Raw genomic sequence first — 18,277 nt, forward strand, 5'->3', positions numbered from 1 at the left:
TCCGGTAGTCTCGAATCTGCCTAAGCGGGGCTATAGCTCAGGTGGTTAGAGCGCTTCACTGATAATGAAGAGGTCCCAGGTTCAAGTCCTGGTAGCCCCACGCAATTGCTCTTTATATTTTGATGTAAAGTAGTAAAAGCAATCGGGGCCTTAGCTCAATTGGTAGAGCGCCTGCTTTGCAAGCAGGAGGTCAGGAGTTCGATTCTCCTAGGCTCCACAACAAGAAACACCCTCCAGAAATGGAGGGTGTTTTGTTTTATTCGACTGTTCTCTGTCCTGTGTAATTTGAACATAAACCTTGCTCAAGCTTTGGTATTTCGCCTGAGAAAGAATCTGGATAAAGTTTAATTGTTCGAGGGGGACAAAATTAAGAGAAACCGAAAGACTTCTTCAGAAGAGCAAGATAGAAATTTTTGGGGAGGAATCGTTGAGGTTTTTGTCTCAATTGGTAACTTCATAACACACTGGATTACTTAGGACTCTAGATCGGGGGATCTATGAACGTGGCAAGTTATTCACTAATATTTCTGCTCTTCTATGGAGCAATAATCTTTTTCTATTTCTGGGGCGCTTCCAAAGTGGGACGTGCAGCGGAGAGAAAACTCCGCAACAGGAAATCATTCTTCTGGTTATCGCTAGCGTTTAGCCCTCTGATTACTGCACTTATCATCGCTACATTGCCGTTTCCTGATCCTGAAAAGAAGGATCCGAAATGAAGAATTGGATAGACACCTACAAGTACTCCCTAGTTTTACTTGGGTTGTTTCTGCTCCTGGCTTTGTTGATGCCAATTTTTTTAGGGGCGTTCTTTATCGCGCTAGGTGCGCTCATTTCTCGTGTACTTTTTGATCAAGGCCGACAGCAATTCAACGGCAAAAAACTCATTTATGTTGCTTCCGCACTCATTTTTGTAATCGCGACAATTTGCGTAGTACTTTTCTTCACACCAGCTCTGCAAACAGATTGGGAAGAGGACGGACCCAATGACGCCCTCATCATATTCATGATGGGTGTGGTCGCATTTTCAGTATTCTTACTTCTTCCGCTTTCTGGTTACACAGCGGACCGCATTTACAGAAAAAGAAAGCTGGCGAAGTAATTACTTCTTAGGCCGCAGTGACCGATAGTCCCAGATGATCTCTGTGCTCAAGCGGAGATAGCGCCTGAGGTCTTCCACGTTGATTGCTGCAACATCCGTATATGTGATGCCGGCGGCCCTGTGCTTGCCTATGCCGAGAAGCCCTGGCTCTGAAAAGTCTTTCCCACTCCAGAACAACACCTTCACGCCATGCTTGTGGTCTTGGTATCCCGCAACAGGAATGTCATCGAGAAAGAATACGGGTGCTCCGTGCCAGACCTTGAAAGTGGCTGTGGGGAGTGCCTGTTGGAACTCTTCAAAGAGGAAGTCAATAACAGGGCGGTTGGTGGCATCAGCTGCTTCGTTGTATTTCACAACATCATTCATACGTTCAGACTACGCTGGCCACATGAGCTCTCGAGATATGCGCGACAAAAAGGGAAACCTGCGTCGCAAGCTCGTGGAGATGCCTGCGGACGTGAAGTTAGCGCTGGAACAGAATGGCCTGCGTGCTGACTACGACCACAGACCTGCGTATCAACGCAATGACTACCTGGCTTGGATCACTCGAGCAGTTCGGCAAGAGATTCGCCAGAAGCGCCTGAACCAAATGCTTGATGAGCTGAAGAAGGGTGGCGTCTATATGCGGATGGACCACCCCGCTTCTAAGAAGTAGTTAGTACCAGTAGTCCTTGCGCAGGCGCGAGTAGAGACCAAGGAACTTAGTCTCAAACTTGTTCCACAGCTTCTGTTTGGAGTTCAAGGGATACTCAAATGCTGGCATGTAGGTGTCAACGGTGGAGTTGAAGCCTGTCTTGAAGTGCCAGAGGCCTTCCATAGCTCCTGCAGTGATGTTCTCAGGGTCTGGAACGTTACCCAGGTCATAGGCTTCAAAGCCTTCGGCTTTGAGATCACGCATGATGGTCCACTGCATCAGGTGAGGAGCAGGCAGGCGCTTTTGGGTGCGAATAGAGCCGCCGTCTTTGTACCAAGCCTTTTTGCCGAAGGTGAAGACCACTGCAGCGGCAATCAGTGTGCCTTCATGATGTGCTTGGTAGAGGTAGGCCTGGCCAGCAGCATCGAAGGTGCCCCACGCCTTACGCAGGTAGTCCTCAGATCGGAAGAACGCACCTGAGCGATCCTTGGTTCCACCAACCAGCTGGAGAAGTTGAACAATGTTCTCTTCTGAGAAGGGAACACGGTTGACCTCAATGTCTGCCTTCATGGCAAAGCGGAGGTGATTGCGGGCCTTGGGGCCAAAGTTCGCAAATATGGTGTCTTCGTCAGGAGTGAGGTCAACGGTGACTGACCACTGATACTGCGAAGGGTATGCCTCGACCCAGCCATTGCTCTTGTAGGCAGCGATCAGATCTGGATCGGTCTGCTGGTATGTCTCAATCTTGTAAGCAAGGTTCTTGCCACCGCGCAGCTTCTTGGCATGATCGGTGAGGATCTTCACCTTGTCGGGAGTCATCCCAGATACACGGGGAGCGTGAATGAGGTTACCCAAGCCGAATGCTGGTCGAGTGAACTCTTGAACGGCAAGAACTTCTGCTCCAGAGGAATCAGTGAGGTGCTGACCGGAAGGCTCCCAACCGGAACCTGTCTTGAACTGTGCCCAGGCCAGTGACTGCATGAAGTGAGGGTGGTGTTGCGTGCGCAACACGGCGTCATTCCATGATTCTGGGGACTGTGAGCCGGTCATTGCTCCAGTATCTCGCAGGTCAGTCTGCGCGCTCGGGTGACTCCCCGGCATCGAGACCATCAAGGAACCGGTTACCGCCAGCACAAATAGCAAGGGCTGTTTCAATGAGGGTTTCGAAGTCTTCTGACTCGAGCATGGTGTGCTGTTCTTGAGGGGGGACAGGCAGCATGGCCGCTAGTTGCCAAATAGCGGCGACGGGCTCTTCAGAGATTTCGGTGTCAGGTTCCCACATCATCTCGCCATACTTGCTAGCTCGGGTGAGGAGTCCACGAACTTCAAGTTCCAGAGTCATGCGCTGAGAATCAAACTTGTCGTCCCAGACCAAATCGGGAAGGTAGGCAACCTCTGCGCGAGGATAGGGATCTGCCTCGAGCCATTTCGTCACGACAAAGCGCTTTGTTCCGGTGGCGGTGATGCCGAGGTGCTCATCAGTCATGCCAAAGTCTTCAACTTTGGCCACGGTGCCAATGGTGAGACGTTCAGGCTGTTCGCCGGCTGCCACACGCTGGGGGTGGAGGGGAACGCCAAAGACAGGGTTCTCCGAGCCAACCAGGTCTCCCATGAGCTTGAGATAGCGGGGTTCAAATACTCTCAATGCCAGTGGCATAAAGGGCATCAACACTGACCCCACAGGAAATTGGGGCAGAACTAAAGCCATGAGGGCTTATTCGTCTTCGGAGACCCAGAGTTCATCGTCAGCACGGAAGGTCTGCCAGACGACGTAACCAATACCAAGAAGGGCAGCGATACCAATACCTGCTGCAAAGTACTTGCCAGCGCTCGCGGTAGCGGCGGGTGCAACAACCTTCTTGCTCGCGGCGAGCTTGGCAACCTGCTTGGTCACTTCTTTGACTCGCTTGTCGCGAGCCGCGTCAATCACGGACAGAGTAGAGCCGATGACGGATGCCACGGTGGGCAGAACATCTTCAACGAGCTTGTCGCGAGTGCTCTGTGCTGCTGCACGTGAACCCTTCACCACGCGAGGGAAGACCTCTTCGCTGGTGACGCGGCCGAGTTCACGGCTGGCCTCACGAACGACGGAACCTGCGTGAGCAAGAACGCGCTGCTGTTCGTGCAGGAGTTCTTCTGCGTGTGCCTTGAGTGCTTCTGCTTCAGTCATCTTTTTGCGAGCCATAGTTCCATCTTGCCACTGTTGGCTGTGAATGCCACCAGAGCTGTTCCCCGGTGAGCGAACGATGGGCATTTTGTGAAGCACCGTGTGAAAAGATTGAGCCATGTCTATTCACACCGCAGTTGCCACGATGAACACCACTCTTGGCCCCATCAAGATCAACCTCTACGGAAACCACGCTCCAAAGACCGTGAAGAACTTCGTAGGTCTCGCCACTGGAGATATCGAGTGGACCGACCCCAAGACCGGCGCGAAGCGCAACGATCCTCTCTACAACGGCGTTGTCTTCCACCGCATCATCCCCGACTTCATGATCCAGGGCGGCGACCCTCTCGGAACCGGAACCGGCGGCCCTGGTTACCAGTTCGATGACGAGATCAACTCTGAACTCAACTTCACCCAGCCCTATATCCTCGCGATGGCAAACGCTGGAACCCATGGCGGAAAGGGAACCAACGGTTCTCAGTTCTTCATCACCACTGCACCCACCACCTGGTTGCAGGGCAAGCACACCATTTTCGGTGCTGTTGAGGACGAAGCAAGCCGTGCCATTGTTGACCAGCTGGGTGCTGTCTCGACCGATGGTCGCGACCGCCCCCTCGACGACGTGGTGATTGAATCCATCACCATCGAACAGGTCTAACTCTTCGTGAGCAACGAGACAGGCTTTGGGGCTACCGCTGAGGTAGCCCCTTCCTGTTATCGCCACCCAGATACACCCACCTTTATTCGCTGCCAGCGCTGTGAACGCTCTGTGTGTGTGCAGTGCCAGGTTCCAGCTCCCGTGGGTGTGATCTGCCCTGAATGTTTAGGCCAGGCTCAGGCTCGTGCACCACGTGTGGGACGAGAAGCCCTGGGCGGCCGCAGTAATCAAAACCCCGTGGTGACGTACACACTGATTGCCATAACGGCATTGTTCTACGTACTGCAGTGGATTCCTGGCTTAGATGCCACCAGCTACTTGGCTTATTCGCCTTTGTACAGCTACGGCGAATACGGAGCCATTGGTGCTCCCTATGAGCCGTGGCGCATGATTACCTCTGTTTTTACGCATTCAACAGGCTTTGTTTTCCACATCCTGCTCAATATGTATACGTTGTGGATTTTTGGCCAAATGTTAGAGCGAATGCTAGGCAAAGCTCGGTTCATCACCCTCTACTTAGCTTCCGGTCTTGCTGGATCCCTCGGCGTCATGTTCTGGGCACCTCATGACACCTTTGTTGTTGGTGCTTCCGGTGCCATCTTTGGTTTGATGGGCGCGTATCTTGTCATTCAACGCAAGCTCGGCGGCGAAACTACCCAGTTACTCGTGCTGGTTGGCATTAACTTGGTCATTGGCTTCTTGCCGGGCATGAGTGTTTCCTGGCAAGCACACCTCGGAGGTTTGCTCGGAGGAGCATTGCTGGGCTTCATCTTTGTGCAGACCAGGAAGTACACCCAGAAGAAGCTTCAACTTGGCTTGGTCAGCCTCACTGTGCTCGCGTTTGTGGCTTTAGCCCTCTCACACGCCCCAATGTTTGTGCAGGGTTAACAACGAGAGTTATCCACATGGTTGTCCACATGGGGAGAATTACACGCGTGTAATTAGAGTTAGCGCCACCGTGTGGTCATCAGGAAGCCGATGAAGGCAATGCCGAATCCAACCAGGATGTTCCAGGAACCAAGAGCCAAAATAGGCAGCGTACCCTGGCTGATGTAGAACACGATGATCCAGACGAGACCAATGAGCATGAAGCCAAACATGACGGGCTTGAACCATACGGGGTTCGGTGCGTCTGCGCCGGTAGCCTCGGGGTTACGAGGAGCCTTCGTGCGCTTCTTCTTTTCTGCAGCCATAGTGCTCAAAAGTCTACCCGAATTCAGTACCTCCACAGGAAGCCCACATCTAGCCGGGTAAAGTTGAGTACGTGTTCAAGCCAGCTGTTCTTTCCCGTCTGATGGGCATTGTTGGCGAACTCCTCATCACCTTCGGTGCAATCGTCCTGTTGTTCTTGGCCTGGCAGTTGTGGATCAACAACGCTGTTGTTGCAGGGCAGCAGAAAACGGCATCTCAGGAGCTAGTCCAGGAATGGTCCACGGACAAGGACAAATCAGCTACAGCGCCAACATCAGAAGATTTTGGCCCAGCACCTGCCTTTGCTGGCGTGGGTGAAGGCGCGAAGTTTGCCACCATCTACATTCCACGCTTGGGCGCAGATTCCACCCGCGTGGTCAAGAACAGCGTTGATCTCACCACTGTGCTGAACAACGGTTACTTCGGTCACTACCCTGACACTCAGTGGCCAGGCCAGCCCGGAAACTTTGCGGTAGCCGTTCACCGCACCAATTGGGGAAGCCCCTTCGGCGATGCTCCCAAACTGCAGGTCGGTGACAAGATCTATGTTGAGACCGTAGACGGGTACTACACCTACGCTTTCCGAAACTATGAGTTTGTGCTCCCCACCGCTGTTGATGTGCTCCTGCCCGTGCCTGGAACCAATGAAGCCCCTGGTGATCAAAGCATCCTCACCATCACCACCTGTAACCCGTTGCTCGGTGATGCTGAGCGCATGATTGTCTACAGCGTCTTGGAATCATGGCAGCCACGTTCTGCAGGGCCCCCTGTTGAGATGGCGAAGACTCAGAAGGTGGAGTCCTAATGTATTCAGCGTTATGGCGAGTATTGCCCGGGAACTTGTGGGTCAAGATTGCAATCTTGACGGCAGCAGCTGCCGTTGTCATCACAGTGTTGATGGTGTTTGTTTTTCCCCTCGTGGATACAGCAATTACGGTCAGAGAGGTTACGGTTAACCAATGACCAGGATCTTGGTAATCGATAACTACGACAGCTTTGTCTATACCCTCAACGGGTATCTGCAAGAGCTGGGTGCCCAGACTGTTGTTGTGCGCAACGACCAGATCCCTCTGGCAGAGCTTGATTCGACTCTGGCCGAATATGACGGAGTTCTGGTCTCACCAGGACCCGGTAAGCCGTCCGACGCGGGTGTTTCGATTGCCGCAGTGCACTCTGCTCGCAAACAGGGCATCTCACTTCTGGGTGTGTGCCTTGGTCACCAGGCAATCGGTGAAGCTTTCGGTGCGACCGTGACGAATGCCGAAGAGCTCATGCACGGTAAGACGTCACTGATCAACCACAACGACAGCACCTTGTACGCGTCGGTACCTCAGCCCTTCACAGCCACGCGCTATCACTCTCTGGCTGTAGTGAACTCGACCGTCCCCGAGGAGCTGGTTGTCACCAGCTCAACTGCCGGCGGTGTGATTATGGGACTTCAGCACAAGGAAGCACCCATTTATGGTGTTCAGTTCCACCCTGAGTCCGTACTTACTGAAGGCGGTTACACCATGCTGGGCAACTGGCTAGAAGTGTGTGGCCTGACAGGCGCAGCAGAACTAGCTCTGACTAAGAGCCCATTGATTCGCTAAGAACTATCCCGCACAGTAGGTGATCGTGACAGCGGTACCTTGAGGCGCCACTCCAGGACCAGGAGACTGGGACTTCACCGTCGGCTGCTCACCCTTGGCACAGGTTGTATCTGCCTGAACTGTTGGGGTGATCGAGAGAGTGCTCAACAGGTTGTTGGCATCGGTCACGGTCTTGCCCTTGAGATCAGGTATATCAATCTTGCCGTCAGAGATGAGCAGATTCACCTTGCTGCCCTGGATGAGCTTGGTTCCCAACGTGGGAGTAGTACCAATGACCAAACCGGCAGCGTAGGAGGGCGAGTGTCCCTCAGTTGTTGTTCCCACAACAAGACCAACTGCTTCGAGCTGAATCTTGGCGTCCGCTGCTGTCATATCTGAGACCTGTGGAACTTCCACCATGGTCTTTCCCGCAGAGACATAAACGGTGATCGGAGTTCCAGGGTCAATGACCGCGCCCTTTTCAGGCTCGGTGCGGATGACCTTGCCCTTTTTGATCAGGGCAGAGTTCTCAACCACGGTGCTGGTGATGAGATCAAGGTCTTGAAGTTGCTTGAGGGCATCCTTCTGATCAACGTTCTTCAGTGTGGGAACTGTCACTGTTGACGTGGGGAAGATATTGGTGGGCTGCAGTGTGGCAACCCAGAGACCCATACCCGCGATAGCACCGAAGACCAATGCAATAACTGCGACAGCAGTAATGACACGTTTGCGCTCGGGACGGAACTGTTCTGGCTGAATCAGTGTGGGAGCAGTCTGAGGGTCATCGCCAAAGAGAAAGAGGAAGTCGTCAGGGAGTTCAGAAACGGTCTCAGACTTCTCCATGGCTGGCTCAGAGATGTTTGCTCCGAGCAGAGTATCCATATCTGGCTTGGGCACGACAGGAACGGGAGCAGTTCCAGGCTTAGCTGTTGCAGCAGCACGAAGTTCACGGCCAAACTCGGCGGTTGTCTGGAAACGATCGGCCTTGTCCTTGGCCAATGCTGTGAACACAACCTGGTCGAGTGCCAACGAAACCTTCGGGTTCAGGGAGCTTGGTGCTGGAGGGTGTGCATGGATGTGCTGGTGAGCCACGGCAACGGCGGTGTCCCCAGTGAAAGGAACCTTGCCGGTGAGCATCTCAAACAGCACGATGCCAATGGCATAAAGATCGGTGCGGATGTCTACCTTCTGGCCCTGAGCTTGTTCAGGGGAGAAATACGCAGCGGTGCCCAAGATGGAAGTGGTGGTGGCAATGTCATCGAAAGTTTCGGCAACAGCGCGAGCAATACCGAAGTCGAGAACTTTCACCTTGCCCGCACGAGTCAACATGATGTTGTCAGGCTTGATGTCGCGGTGAACGATGCCCTTGTTGTGGGCAAACTCCACAGCAGAAAGCAGTTCCTTGGTAACCCGAATAGCTTCAGGAACCTTCAGTGGACCGCGGGCAACGAGCTTAGAAAGCTCAAGACCATCAACGTATTCCATGACCAAGTACGCGTAAGTGTGCTTGACGCCTGCGGAATCGGTATCAGTTGTTTCGCCGGCGTCCAACACCTTCACGATGTTGGGGTGGTCCATGGCAGAAGCAGACTTTGCTTCCTGCTTAAAGCGCTGGCTGAACTTCTTGTTACTAGCTAATTCCTCATTGAGGACTTTGATGGCAACCTTGCGTCCCAGAACAGAATCGTGCGCAACATAAACGTCAGCCATGCCGCCGCTACCGACGAGCTTATTGAGCTGATAGCGCCCAGCGATGACGTTGTTACTGAGTGGCACTGATTCCCCTTGATAAGACTGTGTGTCTAATCTATCCCAGCGCTGAGACTGTGAAGGAAGTGGTGGGAGAGCTTGCTGAGATAGCAAGACCAGAACAGGTCACCTGGTAAGCAATGGTGTGGTTACCCAAAGCTGAAGGTGCTGTGAAGGGAGCAGTTGCGTTAGGCACTGAGCTCACAGGCGAGCCATCAACCAGGACGGTGTAGCTTTCCAAGCTGTGACCAGATGGGCATGCGGTGTAGCCAGCCCAAGTCGCCGTGAGGTTCTGACCTGGAGTTGCGTTGTCATCGTTGAGGCTCGGAGCAGCAGTGGGAGCAGGTGCGACAGGAAGATCACCGTAGTAAGTCACGTTGATGGTGGTGCCGTTGGCAACCTGAGGTCCGGTTGGGTTGACGTCGTAGACAACGCCTACCTTGTCAGCGCTAGGAGCAGCAGTTCCCTTGACCGCGTTGACGTTCATGTTGAGCTTCTCCAGCGCTGCCGTAGCGTCAGCAAGAGACTTGCCCACGTAGTCAGCCTTGTTGATAGCTGCTGCGGTGGGGGTCGCTGAACCAGTCGGAGTCGCGGTGGGCTTCTTGGTCTTTGTGGGGCTTGCCGACTGTGTGGTGTCGGTGGGCTTGGGTTCTGGGGTGTTCCCGCCAGAAGTCAGTGCAACAACTGCACCGATCAGGACAATCACCAATACGCCAACCAAAGCAATCAGAGGCCAGGTCCAGGGACTGCGCTTCTTCTTCTCTGTGGTGTCAACGGGTGCGGGTGCATCTGGGATATTCAAAACTGTTGTTGCTCCGGTTTCAGCAGTGCGTGGCATGACCACGGTTGCGTCCAAGGGGGTTGTTGTGGTGCCGAGGACACCAGGCACTGCAGCTGCAGCGCCTTGCAGGTCTCCACGACGAAGTGCCTGAGCAGCACGGGCAAGGTTTGCCGAAGAGGCGGGACGGTCAGCGGGCTTCTTCGCAATGCAGGAGTAAACCAGGTTGCGAACAGGTTCAGCAATCGTGTCAGGAAGTGGTGGAGGCTCTTCGTTGATCTGAGCCATCGCGATTGCGACTTGTGATTCACCGGTGAAAGGACGCTTACCTGCGAGGCATTCGTAGGCAACAATTCCGAGCGAGTAAATGTCGGTTGAAGGGGACGCGGGGTGACCAGAAGCCTGCTCAGGAGAGAGGTACTGAACAGTACCCATTACCTGGCCGGTTGCGGTCAAGGGAACTTGGTCAGCAATACGAGCAATACCGAAGTCGGTGATCTTCACACGGCCTTCGGGAGTAATGAGCATGTTGCCGGGCTTGATGTCGCGGTGCACCAGGCCAGCGCTGTGTGCCGCCTGAAGGGCAGCAGAAGTCTGAGCAATGATGTCCAGAACCTTGTCAATGGAGAGAGTCTTCTCACGCTCAATGACCGCAGAGAGGGGCTCACCAGGAACAAGTTCCATGACGAGGTAGGCAGAGCCTTCTTCCTCGCCGTAGTCATAGACGTTTGCAATACCTTCGTGGTTCACCAGGGCAGCGTGACGTGCTTCTGCACGGAATCGCTCGAGGAAGCCGGGGTCACCAAGGTACTCGTCCTTCAAAATCTTGATCGCGACCAAGCGACCAATGACAAGGTCAGTGGCCTGCCAGACCTCACCCATGCCACCAATGGCAATGCGGGACTGGAGTTCATAACGACCACCGAAGGTGATTCCAGCTGTTGGTCTCATTTGTTTAACCCTGCCTCTAGGACTTTTCTTGCGATTGGCACTGCGATGTCATTGGTGTAACCATTTTGTCCGAGTCCACCACCGTTTTCGATTACAACGGCAATGGCATATCTCGGAGCTTCAGCCGGAGCGAACCCGGTGAACCAGAATGTGTACGGTTCCCCGTCTCCATTTTGGGCCGTACCGGTTTTACCCGCGACCTTTACTCCCTCAATTCTCACATTAGTTATGAGATTGCTGTTATCTACGTTGTTGATCATCATTTGGGTGATGGTCGCGGACGTTTCTGGGCTGATTGCCTGAGAGAATTCTTTCGCTTCAAACTGGGAAATTGGTTTGAGCGTAGGTTCGAGGATCTGGTCAAGCACGGTGGGATACATCACCTTGCCGCCATTGGCGATAGCAGCAGAGACCATGGCGATCTGAAGTGGGGTTGCCCTGACGTCATATTGACCGAACGAGGCCAATGCCGTCTGAGGATCATTCATCACCACAGGGAATTCACTCGCGGCTGCCGTCATGGGCACATCGAACGAGGTGTTGAAACCAAACTTCTTGGCTTGATCGAGAATCGCCTTACGGCCCAGCTCCAGACCTAACTCAGCAAAAGGAATGTTGCAGCTCAATCGCAGTGCGGTGGCCAATGTCACCGTGGCACCATATCCACAGGTTGTGAAGGTGGAGTTCTGGATAAACACATCGGTTCCAGGCAACTGGAACTCTGAGGGGTTCGCAAAGGTGCTTTCTGGAGTGTATTTTCCTGATTCCAGTGCAGCAGCAACCATAACCAGCTTGAAAACCGATCCCGGAGGATTCATATCTCCAGCGATGGCCTTATTGATCAACGGTTTGAGTGGATCAGAAATCAAGGCGTCATAGGTTGAGATGACTTCGTCTGCATTGTGAGCAGCGAGCAAGTTGGGGTCGTAGCTTGGCTTGGACGCCATCACCAAAATCTTGCCGGTGCTGGGTTCGGTCACCAGAACAGCACCTTCGTAGTCGCCGAGAGCATCAAAGGCTGCTTGCTGCATCACGGGGTCGAGGGTCAAGGCGACGCTGGCGCCTTGAGGTTCTTGTCCGGTCAAGATGGCGTTGAGCTGGTTGAGGAACTGTGAACCAGTTTTCCCGCTGAGGTATGAGTTGAGCGTGCCTTCAATACCGGTCATGCCCTGGTTGAGGGTGAAGTATCCCGTGACATTGGCATAGGTAGCAGGGTTGGGATAGGTGCGCTGGTAGCGGTAGTTGTCATCAACGGGCACTGATTCTGCAATCGGTGCACCGGCCACCAAGATGGAGCCCCGCTTGTAGCGATAGCTATCAAAAATGGTGCGAGTGTTCCGCGAATCCGCATACAGCTGATCCGCCGTGAACACCTGAATGGTGCTTGCTGCCAGAAAAAGCACAACAAACATGCCAATCACCACCATGGTGACCCGCTTTAATTCCCGGTTCATCCGACCACCAACCTGGGTTCGCTGCGGATGGAATCGGAAAGGCGAAGCAACAGCGCCGCAATAATCCAGTTGGCAACCAGTGAACTACCACCAGCGGCAAGGAATGGCGTGGTCAGACCTGTCAAAGGAATGACACGCATCACACCGCCGATCACGATGAAGCACTGAAGCGCAATAGTGAAAGACAAGCCAACAGCTAACAGCTTGCTGAAGTCATCGTGGCCGGCGAAACCGATGCGAAGTCCGCGACCAACGAGAAGCAAGTACAAACAGAGAATGGCGAAGATGCCTGCGAGGCCGAGTTCTTCACCCAGGCTGGCAATGATGTAGTCACTTTGTGAAACTGGAGTGACTTCGGGCATGCCCTCACCGAGGCCGGTGCCAATCACCCCGCCATGTGCGAGACCGAAGAGTCCCTGCACCAATTGGTAGCTGCCGCCATCGGCAGAAAAGTTGGCGTCATTGAAGGCGTCATACCAGTTGGCAAAACGGCCATTGACGTAGTCCAGGGTCTGGTTAGCGATGACCGCTCCCACACCAACCAAGCTCAGACCTAGGGCCACCCAGCTTCCGCGCCCCGTGGCGACATAGAGCATGACGAGGAAGAGGCCGAAGAAGAGGAGACCAGTACCAAGGTCGCGCTGGAACACAATGACAGCCATCGATAATGCCCAGACCACGATGATGGGTCCCAGGTCACGGCCACGGGGAAAGCGCATGCCGAGGAACGTGCGACCCACCATGGACAAGCTCTCACGACGTTGCACTAAGTAACCGGCAAAGAAGACGGCCAACGCAATCTTGGCAATCTCACCAGGCTGGAAGGTCAGGGTGCCCAATTGGATCCAGACACGAGCACCGTTGATGGAAATACCCAAACCGGGAACCATGGGCAGAGCAATCAATAACACAGCCAACAGACCGGCCACGTAGGTGTAACGCTGCAGAATTCGTTGGTGCTTGATCACAATGATGGTGGCCAAGGCAGAACCCAGCGCCAACGCAGTCCAGGCAATCTGCTTATTAGCCAGAGAATCCCAGCCTTCATTACCCAGAGCAAGGTCAATGCGATAAATCTCAGCAATACCTAAACCGTTGAGCACGGTTGCAATCGGAAGAATGAGTGCGTCTGCCTGTGGTGCGACAAAGCGCATCGCCACGTGAATCGATAGAACCAGAACCGCAAGCAATCCACAAATAGCTAGTGGACCCGCATCAATGGTGTCCAAGACCGCCCATTGCACAAGAACGAGGGACGCAACATTGATGGCGCTCGCCACCAAGATGAGAATCAGTTCAACATTGCGCATGCGCTGCGAGGAGCGCACACGCTTGAGGCGCCCAATAGAACCGGTGGCAACAAAGTCTGGAGCAGGTGCTGACACTACTTCGCCTCACGTGTGAGGGAATCAACCAAGCTTTGCGCTTCGTTATAGGAACCGAACGGGATACCGTTCTTGATTTGCTGCTGCTGATAAGCGGTGAGGGATTCAAGAGGAATATCGGTATCGACGTAAACATGAGACAAGTCCATGCCAGCAACGTCTTCGGGAATACCTTGATAAATCACGACAGAGTCTGTATCGCTGCCAACGTAGAACTGTGTCTGGCTCCAGCGATAACCCAAGATCGCCGCAATCACGATTGCGCCAACAACCAAGATCAGTGAACCAATCAAAACAGCACGTCGACGAATGCGCTTAGCTTTCACGGCGTCGAGCTGAGCAGTCAGGGCAGTGGGAGGAACACTCATTCCACCGGTGGAAACAGGAAGCTTCTTCGGCTTGGGGCGAGGCTTCAAGTTGGGGGTGGGGATGAGCTTGGCCTCGGGTGCTTTCACGGCCATCGGGCCGGCGGCAGATCCCACGAGTTCAGAAATCTTCTCCGGCTCATCAGCTGTGATGTCGACCACAACGACGGTGACGTTATCTGGTGCACCTCCGGTCAGGCTTGCCTGAACCAAGGTGTCGGCAGCATCGTCTGCTGTTTCTGCTTCAACTAAGAAGGGCTTGAGGCGCTCTGTGTAGACAACACCGGTGAGACCGTCGGAGCAAAGCATCCAGCGGTCACCTTCTTCGAGATCCAGCACGGCAGTATCAAGTTCTGGTGAGGCGTCCACATCACCGAGCACTCGCATCAGGACAGAACGACGTGGGTGGTCGTGAGCTTCTTCTTCAGTGATGCGTCCACTGTCAATCAGGCGCTGCACAAACGTGTGGTCGACGGTGACTTGAGAAAGGTTGCCCTCGCGCAGGAGATATATACGTGAGTCACCAATATGGGCAATGACAACTTGTCTGCCCACGCGCAGCATGGCACTGACGGTGGTTCCCAAACCAGCAAGTTCAGGGTGTTCATAGACCACGTCGGAGAGCATGTCATTTGCTTGCAGGAGCGTTGCCAGCAGTTCCTGCTGCGCCGCGATGACGTCGGTGTATTCCTTGTCGAGTTGCAAGAGGTGTCGGATTACCAGGTGAGAAGCGACGTCTCCACCGGCGTGACCCCCCATGCCGTCAGCAACCACGCTGAGGTAGGTGCCTGCGTAGCCAGCATCCTGATTGGATGCTCGAACCTTGCCCACATTCGAGGCGGCTGCGCTGTGCTTGGACATATCGGGCGCCTAGCGGCGAACCTCAAAAGTCATTGATCCGACAACGATAGGAGTGTTCAACGGAATAGGAACGGGGCTGGTCACGCGGGCACCGGCCAGAGTAGTTCCATTGGTGGAATCGAGGTCTCGAAGAAGCCAGCTTCCCCCACGGGTCTCCAAGCGGGCGTGATGAGTAGAGGTGTAGTCATCTTGAATAACCAAGCTGGAGTCGGGTGAACGACCAATAGTGATGACGTCACCCTGAAGTGGAAGCTCTTGGCCTTCCAGGGCTCCGGAGGTGATCACGAGCTTGAGGGGAGTTCCATCCGCAGGCGCAGTCTCGACACTCGACACAGGTGGAGCAATCCGGGGTTGGGCAGAAGTGAGAAATGCTCGCGCATCGGGGGCAACAGCAGGGGGAGCTGCCACAGGCATCTTGCGCACGCGCTGACCAAAGAGGTCACTGCGCACCGCATAGACAACAAAGAAAACGAAGACCCAGAGCGCAATGAGGAAACCTATGCGCAGGATCAGAAGAGTGAGCTCACTCACGGGGACCCCAGAATCCGCCGGGCTCGGCAGCACGGGGTGTCTGCACTGACTCCGCAGAAGCGGGTGCTGAAGGAGAAGCTGATGCTTGGGGGAGAAGGCGAAGAACGATGGAGGTTTGACCAATGGTGATGACGGAGTCAGCTTCTAAAGCTGCTGACACGAGACGTTGTCCGTTGAGCTTGGAACCGTTAGTTGAGCCAAGGTCATTTGCTTGAGCACGGGTGCCATCCCAGAGCACTTCAACATGCTTGCGAGAAATTCCTGAGTCATCGACGGTGATATCTGCTTCGGTGCCACGACCAATGACGGTGCGGGACTTAGAGATGGGGTAACGCTGCCCAGCAATTTCGAGAACGGCAACCCAGGTGACCGAACCGCTGACATTTTCTGAGTCAACTTGAACAACACCCACGGCAAGAGTGGGGTCCGAGCGCAGGGAAATCTTGATGCCGCCAGCGAACTGGTAGTGCTGGGTGGCAGCGTGCTTAGTTACCAGGCGGGTCAGTTCGTCCGTGAGCGTGGCACCCATGGTGACCATGCGCTCGTAATCATCTGGAGCAAGACGCACAGTGAACTTGTTGGGAACAAGAACACGATCGCGAGAGACTACTGCGGCCTTGGTGTCGAGTTCACGGCGCAGTGCTGCAGTGATTTCAACAGGCTGAAGACCAGAACGGAACGTCTTCGCGAACGCACCATTGACCACGCGCTCTAAGCCGCGTTCAAGGTTGTCGAGAATGCCCACAGGTCTCCTTCTTCAGGGTAAAACTCCTCCCCAAATCGTACCCGGGGAGCTCGGAGCAAGCTGGATGCGCGCCGGGAGTAGCGAGCTTCGCTCTGGCTCAAATGGCGCGGGAGTATCACTCCGTGATAGCCTCGACCAGTTCGCGCGAGTGGCGAAATGGCAGACGCGCTGGCTTCAGGTGCCAGTGCCCGCAAGGGCGTGGGGGTTCAAGTCCCCCCTCGCGCACGAACGAAATCCCCGGTATTCATACCGGGGATTTTCTTTTTGGCATAAGAGAAAAGCCCTCGGTTTCTTCCGAGGGCAGCTAGGGCCGCCCTCACCCAGATGGGGTGGCTTGGTCCTGAGAAAACCTATCTCAGCTTTCAGGAATTTTCTCGAGTACCAGACGTGCCCGGTAGCCCATGGCTCTTGCATACCGCTGGATCGTATGTATACGGGGGTCCCCGCCAATGCGTTCGAAGTCCGAGACGCAGGACTGTGTTGTTTTCAAACGCCGTGCCATGTCAGATTGAGTGAGTCCCTCTGCGCGACGAAGCTCGCGTGACTCTTGGATGAAATCGATGAAATGGTTGATGTCCTCACCAAGAGCAATCATCTCGGGGCTGTCCCAGGGAACATCGGGGAACATGCGCCTGAGCCCTGTTGGGTCGTCTTCTTTCATAATGTCCTTCATCGCCGATACCCGATATTTTAGTTCTCACTAAACTTGTGGCGCAACCTGCTTGTTTCACTCATTGAGGATTCTCTGAAAATTCGGTAGTTGTTTGAGTACGCAATGTGTCATAAAACTTTTGAAGTTGAGGGTGTTGGCTTCCTATGGCTCGTAAATTGTGTTGGGGGAAACGAGGACGTGTTTCTTGGAATAGTTCGCTGTGGTGCACCTCTGCCTCATTTACCCTCGTATGAAGCTTGGATTCATGAGTGAAATGCCCATGAAAGTCATCTCCGAATAGCTTTGCGGCCCAAGCAAATTCTGAGTCCCTGGCGAGCTGGTAGTGACTTGCCCGGGAAATTGCTGCGCAGATCCAGTCAGCGAATTGAATATTTGTGTTCAGTTTGCTTTCGATGTGCAGGGGAACTTCAACAATTCTCCGCATCTCTATGTGAGTAGTGCTTCTGGAATAAATATGGGCATACATTTGCGCTGCCATTTCACGACGAGTTTTGTCAGTAATTGAATCAGCGATGATGAGAACATCTTGATTGGCAACATGAGCATGACGGCAGATTCGATTGATGGATTCCTTTAATGCGGCTTGAGCTGTTTCTGCTGAGGTTGTGTCTGTCTGTTTTACAGTGCCAACTAATTTTTCGTCTCCGTAATAAAACAGTTTGCCTTCGAGGCGGTAAAGCTTTTTGAGTATTGACCGGAAAACCCGAGAGTAGCCCGGGTTGTTATTCATACTTCCTGTCGAGAAGAATTCATTTCCTTTCTTCTCAAATTGGTTAGGTGATTCACTTTGCTCAAGGAGTGGCTTGAAAAGTGCATCGCGTTCACGCTTGAAATATGCGCTGAATTCACGGGCGTTGTGAGCGGGAATGATGAAACCTGCGAAACCAAACACAGGATGATGCCCATACTTCTTGTGATCTGAGGAAATAAAAGGACCAGGGTGTCCAAATTCATCAATGTATGCGATCAACACAGTTGGTCCTCCGATAACGCAAGAACCCACGCATAAGCGTGGGTTCTTCGAGTCGGTGCGCCACTCGTATTTCAGAGCTCGCTACCAATGAATAACTTACTACAGGCAAATTTGAACCTCAACAATTGCACCCAACTGTGGATAAATCCTGAATATCTCGTGGTGTGAGTAATTAGAGGTATGTGAGATTAGCCCTCTCGAGCTCGAATAAGTTCAGCAGCCGTGAGTTTGTGTGGTCTAGCGGTCACCATGTCGCCACTGAGGCCGGCAATGAGCACACCGGGATCAATCTCAAGAACACTGGCGATGCGCAGCAGAGTATGCAGGTTCGGATTGGCCCGCCCGCGCTCGATCTTGCCGTAGTTAGACACGTGCATTGCAGACATGTGCGCCACATCTTCCTGGCTTAAGCCCAGGCCCTCTCGGCGTTCACGAAGTCGACTCCCAAGAATTTGAGCCGCTGCAGAAGCAATTGAATCCATGCCTCAAGCG

Annotated in this window: 21 protein-coding genes and 3 tRNA genes; 9 read left to right on the top strand and 15 right to left on the bottom strand. The window is 53.8% G+C overall.

Going from position 1 to position 18,277, the window contains the following annotated elements; genetic code table 11:
* Positions 1-26: 26 nt before the first annotated feature.
* The 3 genes from M2118_RS04120 (at position 27) to M2118_RS04130 (ending at position 1,099) form a co-directional block, all read left to right on the top strand.
* Positions 27-100 (top strand) — tRNA-Ile (locus tag M2118_RS04120).
* Positions 101-144: 44 nt separating this feature from the next.
* Positions 145-217, top strand: a tRNA-Ala gene (locus tag M2118_RS04125).
* Positions 218-712: 495 nt separating this feature from the next.
* Complete coding sequence (locus M2118_RS04130) at positions 713-1,099, top strand: hypothetical protein (RefSeq protein ID WP_280794666.1); 387 nt, start codon at positions 713-715, stop codon at positions 1,097-1,099.
* On the opposite strand, the gene M2118_RS04135 is transcribed toward M2118_RS04130, so the two are convergent.
* The gene (locus M2118_RS04135) at positions 1,100-1,465 is read right to left on the bottom strand and encodes a DUF1801 domain-containing protein (protein WP_280794667.1); all 366 of its coding nucleotides are present in this window, start codon (positions 1,463-1,465) and stop codon (positions 1,100-1,102) included. It abuts the gene before it with no gap.
* 22 nt (positions 1,466-1,487) lie between these two features.
* Here M2118_RS04135 and M2118_RS04140 point away from each other — a divergent pair, with 22 nt between their 5' ends.
* Positions 1,488-1,754, top strand: a complete 267-nt coding sequence (locus tag M2118_RS04140) for a YdeI/OmpD-associated family protein (RefSeq protein WP_280794668.1) — start codon at positions 1,488-1,490, stop codon at positions 1,752-1,754.
* On the opposite strand, the gene M2118_RS04145 is transcribed toward M2118_RS04140, so the two are convergent.
* From M2118_RS04145 to M2118_RS04155, 3 genes are read right to left on the bottom strand one after another with little or no spacing between them, the layout of a single operon-like run.
* Positions 1,755-2,783 carry a lipid II:glycine glycyltransferase FemX gene (locus M2118_RS04145; RefSeq protein WP_280794669.1) on the bottom strand — a complete coding sequence of 343 codons (1,029 nt, stop codon included), beginning with the start codon at positions 2,781-2,783 and terminating at the stop codon, positions 1,755-1,757.
* A gap of 19 nt (positions 2,784-2,802) precedes the next feature.
* On the bottom strand, positions 2,803-3,441 hold the full coding sequence (locus M2118_RS04150) for an LON peptidase substrate-binding domain-containing protein (RefSeq protein WP_280794670.1): 639 nt from the start codon (positions 3,439-3,441) through the stop codon (positions 2,803-2,805).
* Between the two features lie 6 nt (positions 3,442-3,447).
* Complete coding sequence (locus tag M2118_RS04155) at positions 3,448-4,020, bottom strand: hypothetical protein (protein WP_280794671.1); 573 nt, start codon at positions 4,018-4,020, stop codon at positions 3,448-3,450.
* On the opposite strand from M2118_RS04155, the gene M2118_RS04160 reads away from it, so the two are divergent.
* Both M2118_RS04160 and M2118_RS04165 read left to right on the top strand, forming a co-directional pair.
* Positions 4,019-4,558 carry a peptidylprolyl isomerase gene (locus M2118_RS04160; RefSeq protein WP_280794672.1) on the top strand — a complete coding sequence of 180 codons (540 nt, stop codon included), beginning with the start codon at positions 4,019-4,021 and terminating at the stop codon, positions 4,556-4,558. The genes M2118_RS04155 and M2118_RS04160 overlap by 2 nt on opposite strands.
* A 6-nt stretch (positions 4,559-4,564) precedes the next feature.
* Entirely contained in the window at positions 4,565-5,446 is an 882-nt protein-coding gene (locus tag M2118_RS04165; RefSeq protein WP_280794673.1) for a rhomboid family intramembrane serine protease, read from the top strand.
* Positions 5,447-5,505: 59 nt separating this feature from the next.
* On the opposite strand, the gene M2118_RS04170 is transcribed toward M2118_RS04165, so the two are convergent.
* The gene (locus M2118_RS04170) at positions 5,506-5,751 is read right to left on the bottom strand and encodes a cell division protein CrgA (protein WP_280794674.1); all 246 of its coding nucleotides are present in this window, start codon (positions 5,749-5,751) and stop codon (positions 5,506-5,508) included.
* Between the two features lie 71 nt (positions 5,752-5,822).
* Here M2118_RS04170 and M2118_RS04175 point away from each other — a divergent pair, with 71 nt between their 5' ends.
* Together M2118_RS04175 and M2118_RS04180 are read left to right on the top strand one after the other, a co-directional pair.
* Positions 5,823-6,554 (top strand): class E sortase, encoded by a 732-nt coding sequence (locus M2118_RS04175; RefSeq protein WP_280794675.1) that lies wholly within the window; start codon positions 5,823-5,825, stop codon positions 6,552-6,554.
* A gap of 154 nt (positions 6,555-6,708) precedes the next feature.
* The gene (locus tag M2118_RS04180; RefSeq protein WP_280794676.1) at positions 6,709-7,341 is read left to right on the top strand and encodes an anthranilate synthase component II; all 633 of its coding nucleotides are present in this window, start codon (positions 6,709-6,711) and stop codon (positions 7,339-7,341) included.
* A 3-nt stretch (positions 7,342-7,344) separates the two neighbouring features.
* Here the strand turns inward: M2118_RS04180 and pknB are convergent, their stop codons facing one another.
* The 7 genes from pknB to M2118_RS04215 all read right to left on the bottom strand — a co-directional run bounded on the left by pknB (position 7,345) and on the right by M2118_RS04215 (position 16,139).
* On the bottom strand, positions 7,345-9,096 hold the full coding sequence (gene pknB / locus M2118_RS04185) for a Stk1 family PASTA domain-containing Ser/Thr kinase (protein WP_280794677.1): 1,752 nt from the start codon (positions 9,094-9,096) through the stop codon (positions 7,345-7,347).
* Between the two features lie 31 nt (positions 9,097-9,127).
* Positions 9,128-10,798 (bottom strand): protein kinase domain-containing protein, encoded by a 1,671-nt coding sequence (locus tag M2118_RS04190; RefSeq protein ID WP_280794678.1) that lies wholly within the window; start codon positions 10,796-10,798, stop codon positions 9,128-9,130.
* A complete protein-coding gene (locus tag M2118_RS04195; protein ID WP_280794679.1) occupies positions 10,795-12,252 on the bottom strand; it encodes a peptidoglycan D,D-transpeptidase FtsI family protein in 1,458 nt (485 codons plus the stop codon). The genes M2118_RS04190 and M2118_RS04195 overlap by 4 nt, the downstream gene beginning before the upstream one ends.
* Entirely contained in the window at positions 12,249-13,562 is a 1,314-nt protein-coding gene (locus M2118_RS04200) for an FtsW/RodA/SpoVE family cell cycle protein (RefSeq protein WP_280794755.1), read from the bottom strand. The genes M2118_RS04195 and M2118_RS04200 overlap by 4 nt, the downstream gene beginning before the upstream one ends.
* A gap of 74 nt (positions 13,563-13,636) precedes the next feature.
* Positions 13,637-14,863, bottom strand: coding sequence for a PP2C family protein-serine/threonine phosphatase (locus M2118_RS04205; RefSeq protein ID WP_280794680.1), 1,227 nt, complete (start codon positions 14,861-14,863; stop codon positions 13,637-13,639).
* Between the two features lie 9 nt (positions 14,864-14,872).
* Positions 14,873-15,394, bottom strand: coding sequence for an FHA domain-containing protein FhaB/FipA (locus M2118_RS04210; RefSeq protein WP_280794681.1), 522 nt, complete (start codon positions 15,392-15,394; stop codon positions 14,873-14,875).
* Positions 15,387-16,139 carry a DUF3662 and FHA domain-containing protein gene (locus M2118_RS04215; protein ID WP_280794682.1) on the bottom strand — a complete coding sequence of 251 codons (753 nt, stop codon included), beginning with the start codon at positions 16,137-16,139 and terminating at the stop codon, positions 15,387-15,389. Before M2118_RS04215 ends, M2118_RS04210 begins: the two co-directional genes overlap by 8 nt.
* Positions 16,140-16,281: 142 nt before the next feature.
* Here M2118_RS04215 and M2118_RS04220 point away from each other — a divergent pair.
* Positions 16,282-16,364 (top strand) — tRNA-Leu (locus M2118_RS04220).
* A gap of 130 nt (positions 16,365-16,494) precedes the next feature.
* Here the strand turns inward: M2118_RS04220 and M2118_RS04225 are convergent.
* From M2118_RS04225 to M2118_RS04235, 3 genes are all read right to left on the bottom strand, one after another.
* Complete coding sequence (locus M2118_RS04225; RefSeq protein ID WP_280794683.1) at positions 16,495-16,800, bottom strand: helix-turn-helix domain-containing protein; 306 nt, start codon at positions 16,798-16,800, stop codon at positions 16,495-16,497.
* 70 nt (positions 16,801-16,870) lie between these two features.
* Positions 16,871-17,785, bottom strand: a complete 915-nt coding sequence (locus M2118_RS04230) for a DUF3800 domain-containing protein (protein ID WP_280794684.1) — start codon at positions 17,783-17,785, stop codon at positions 16,871-16,873.
* 188 nt (positions 17,786-17,973) lie between these two features.
* A complete protein-coding gene (locus tag M2118_RS04235; protein ID WP_280794685.1) occupies positions 17,974-18,267 on the bottom strand; it encodes a helix-turn-helix domain-containing protein in 294 nt (97 codons plus the stop codon).
* Positions 18,268-18,277 lie beyond the last annotated feature (10 nt).

Source organism: Aurantimicrobium minutum (assembly GCF_029892845.1).
Taxonomy (GTDB): domain Bacteria; phylum Actinomycetota; class Actinomycetes; order Actinomycetales; family Microbacteriaceae; genus Aurantimicrobium; species Aurantimicrobium minutum_B.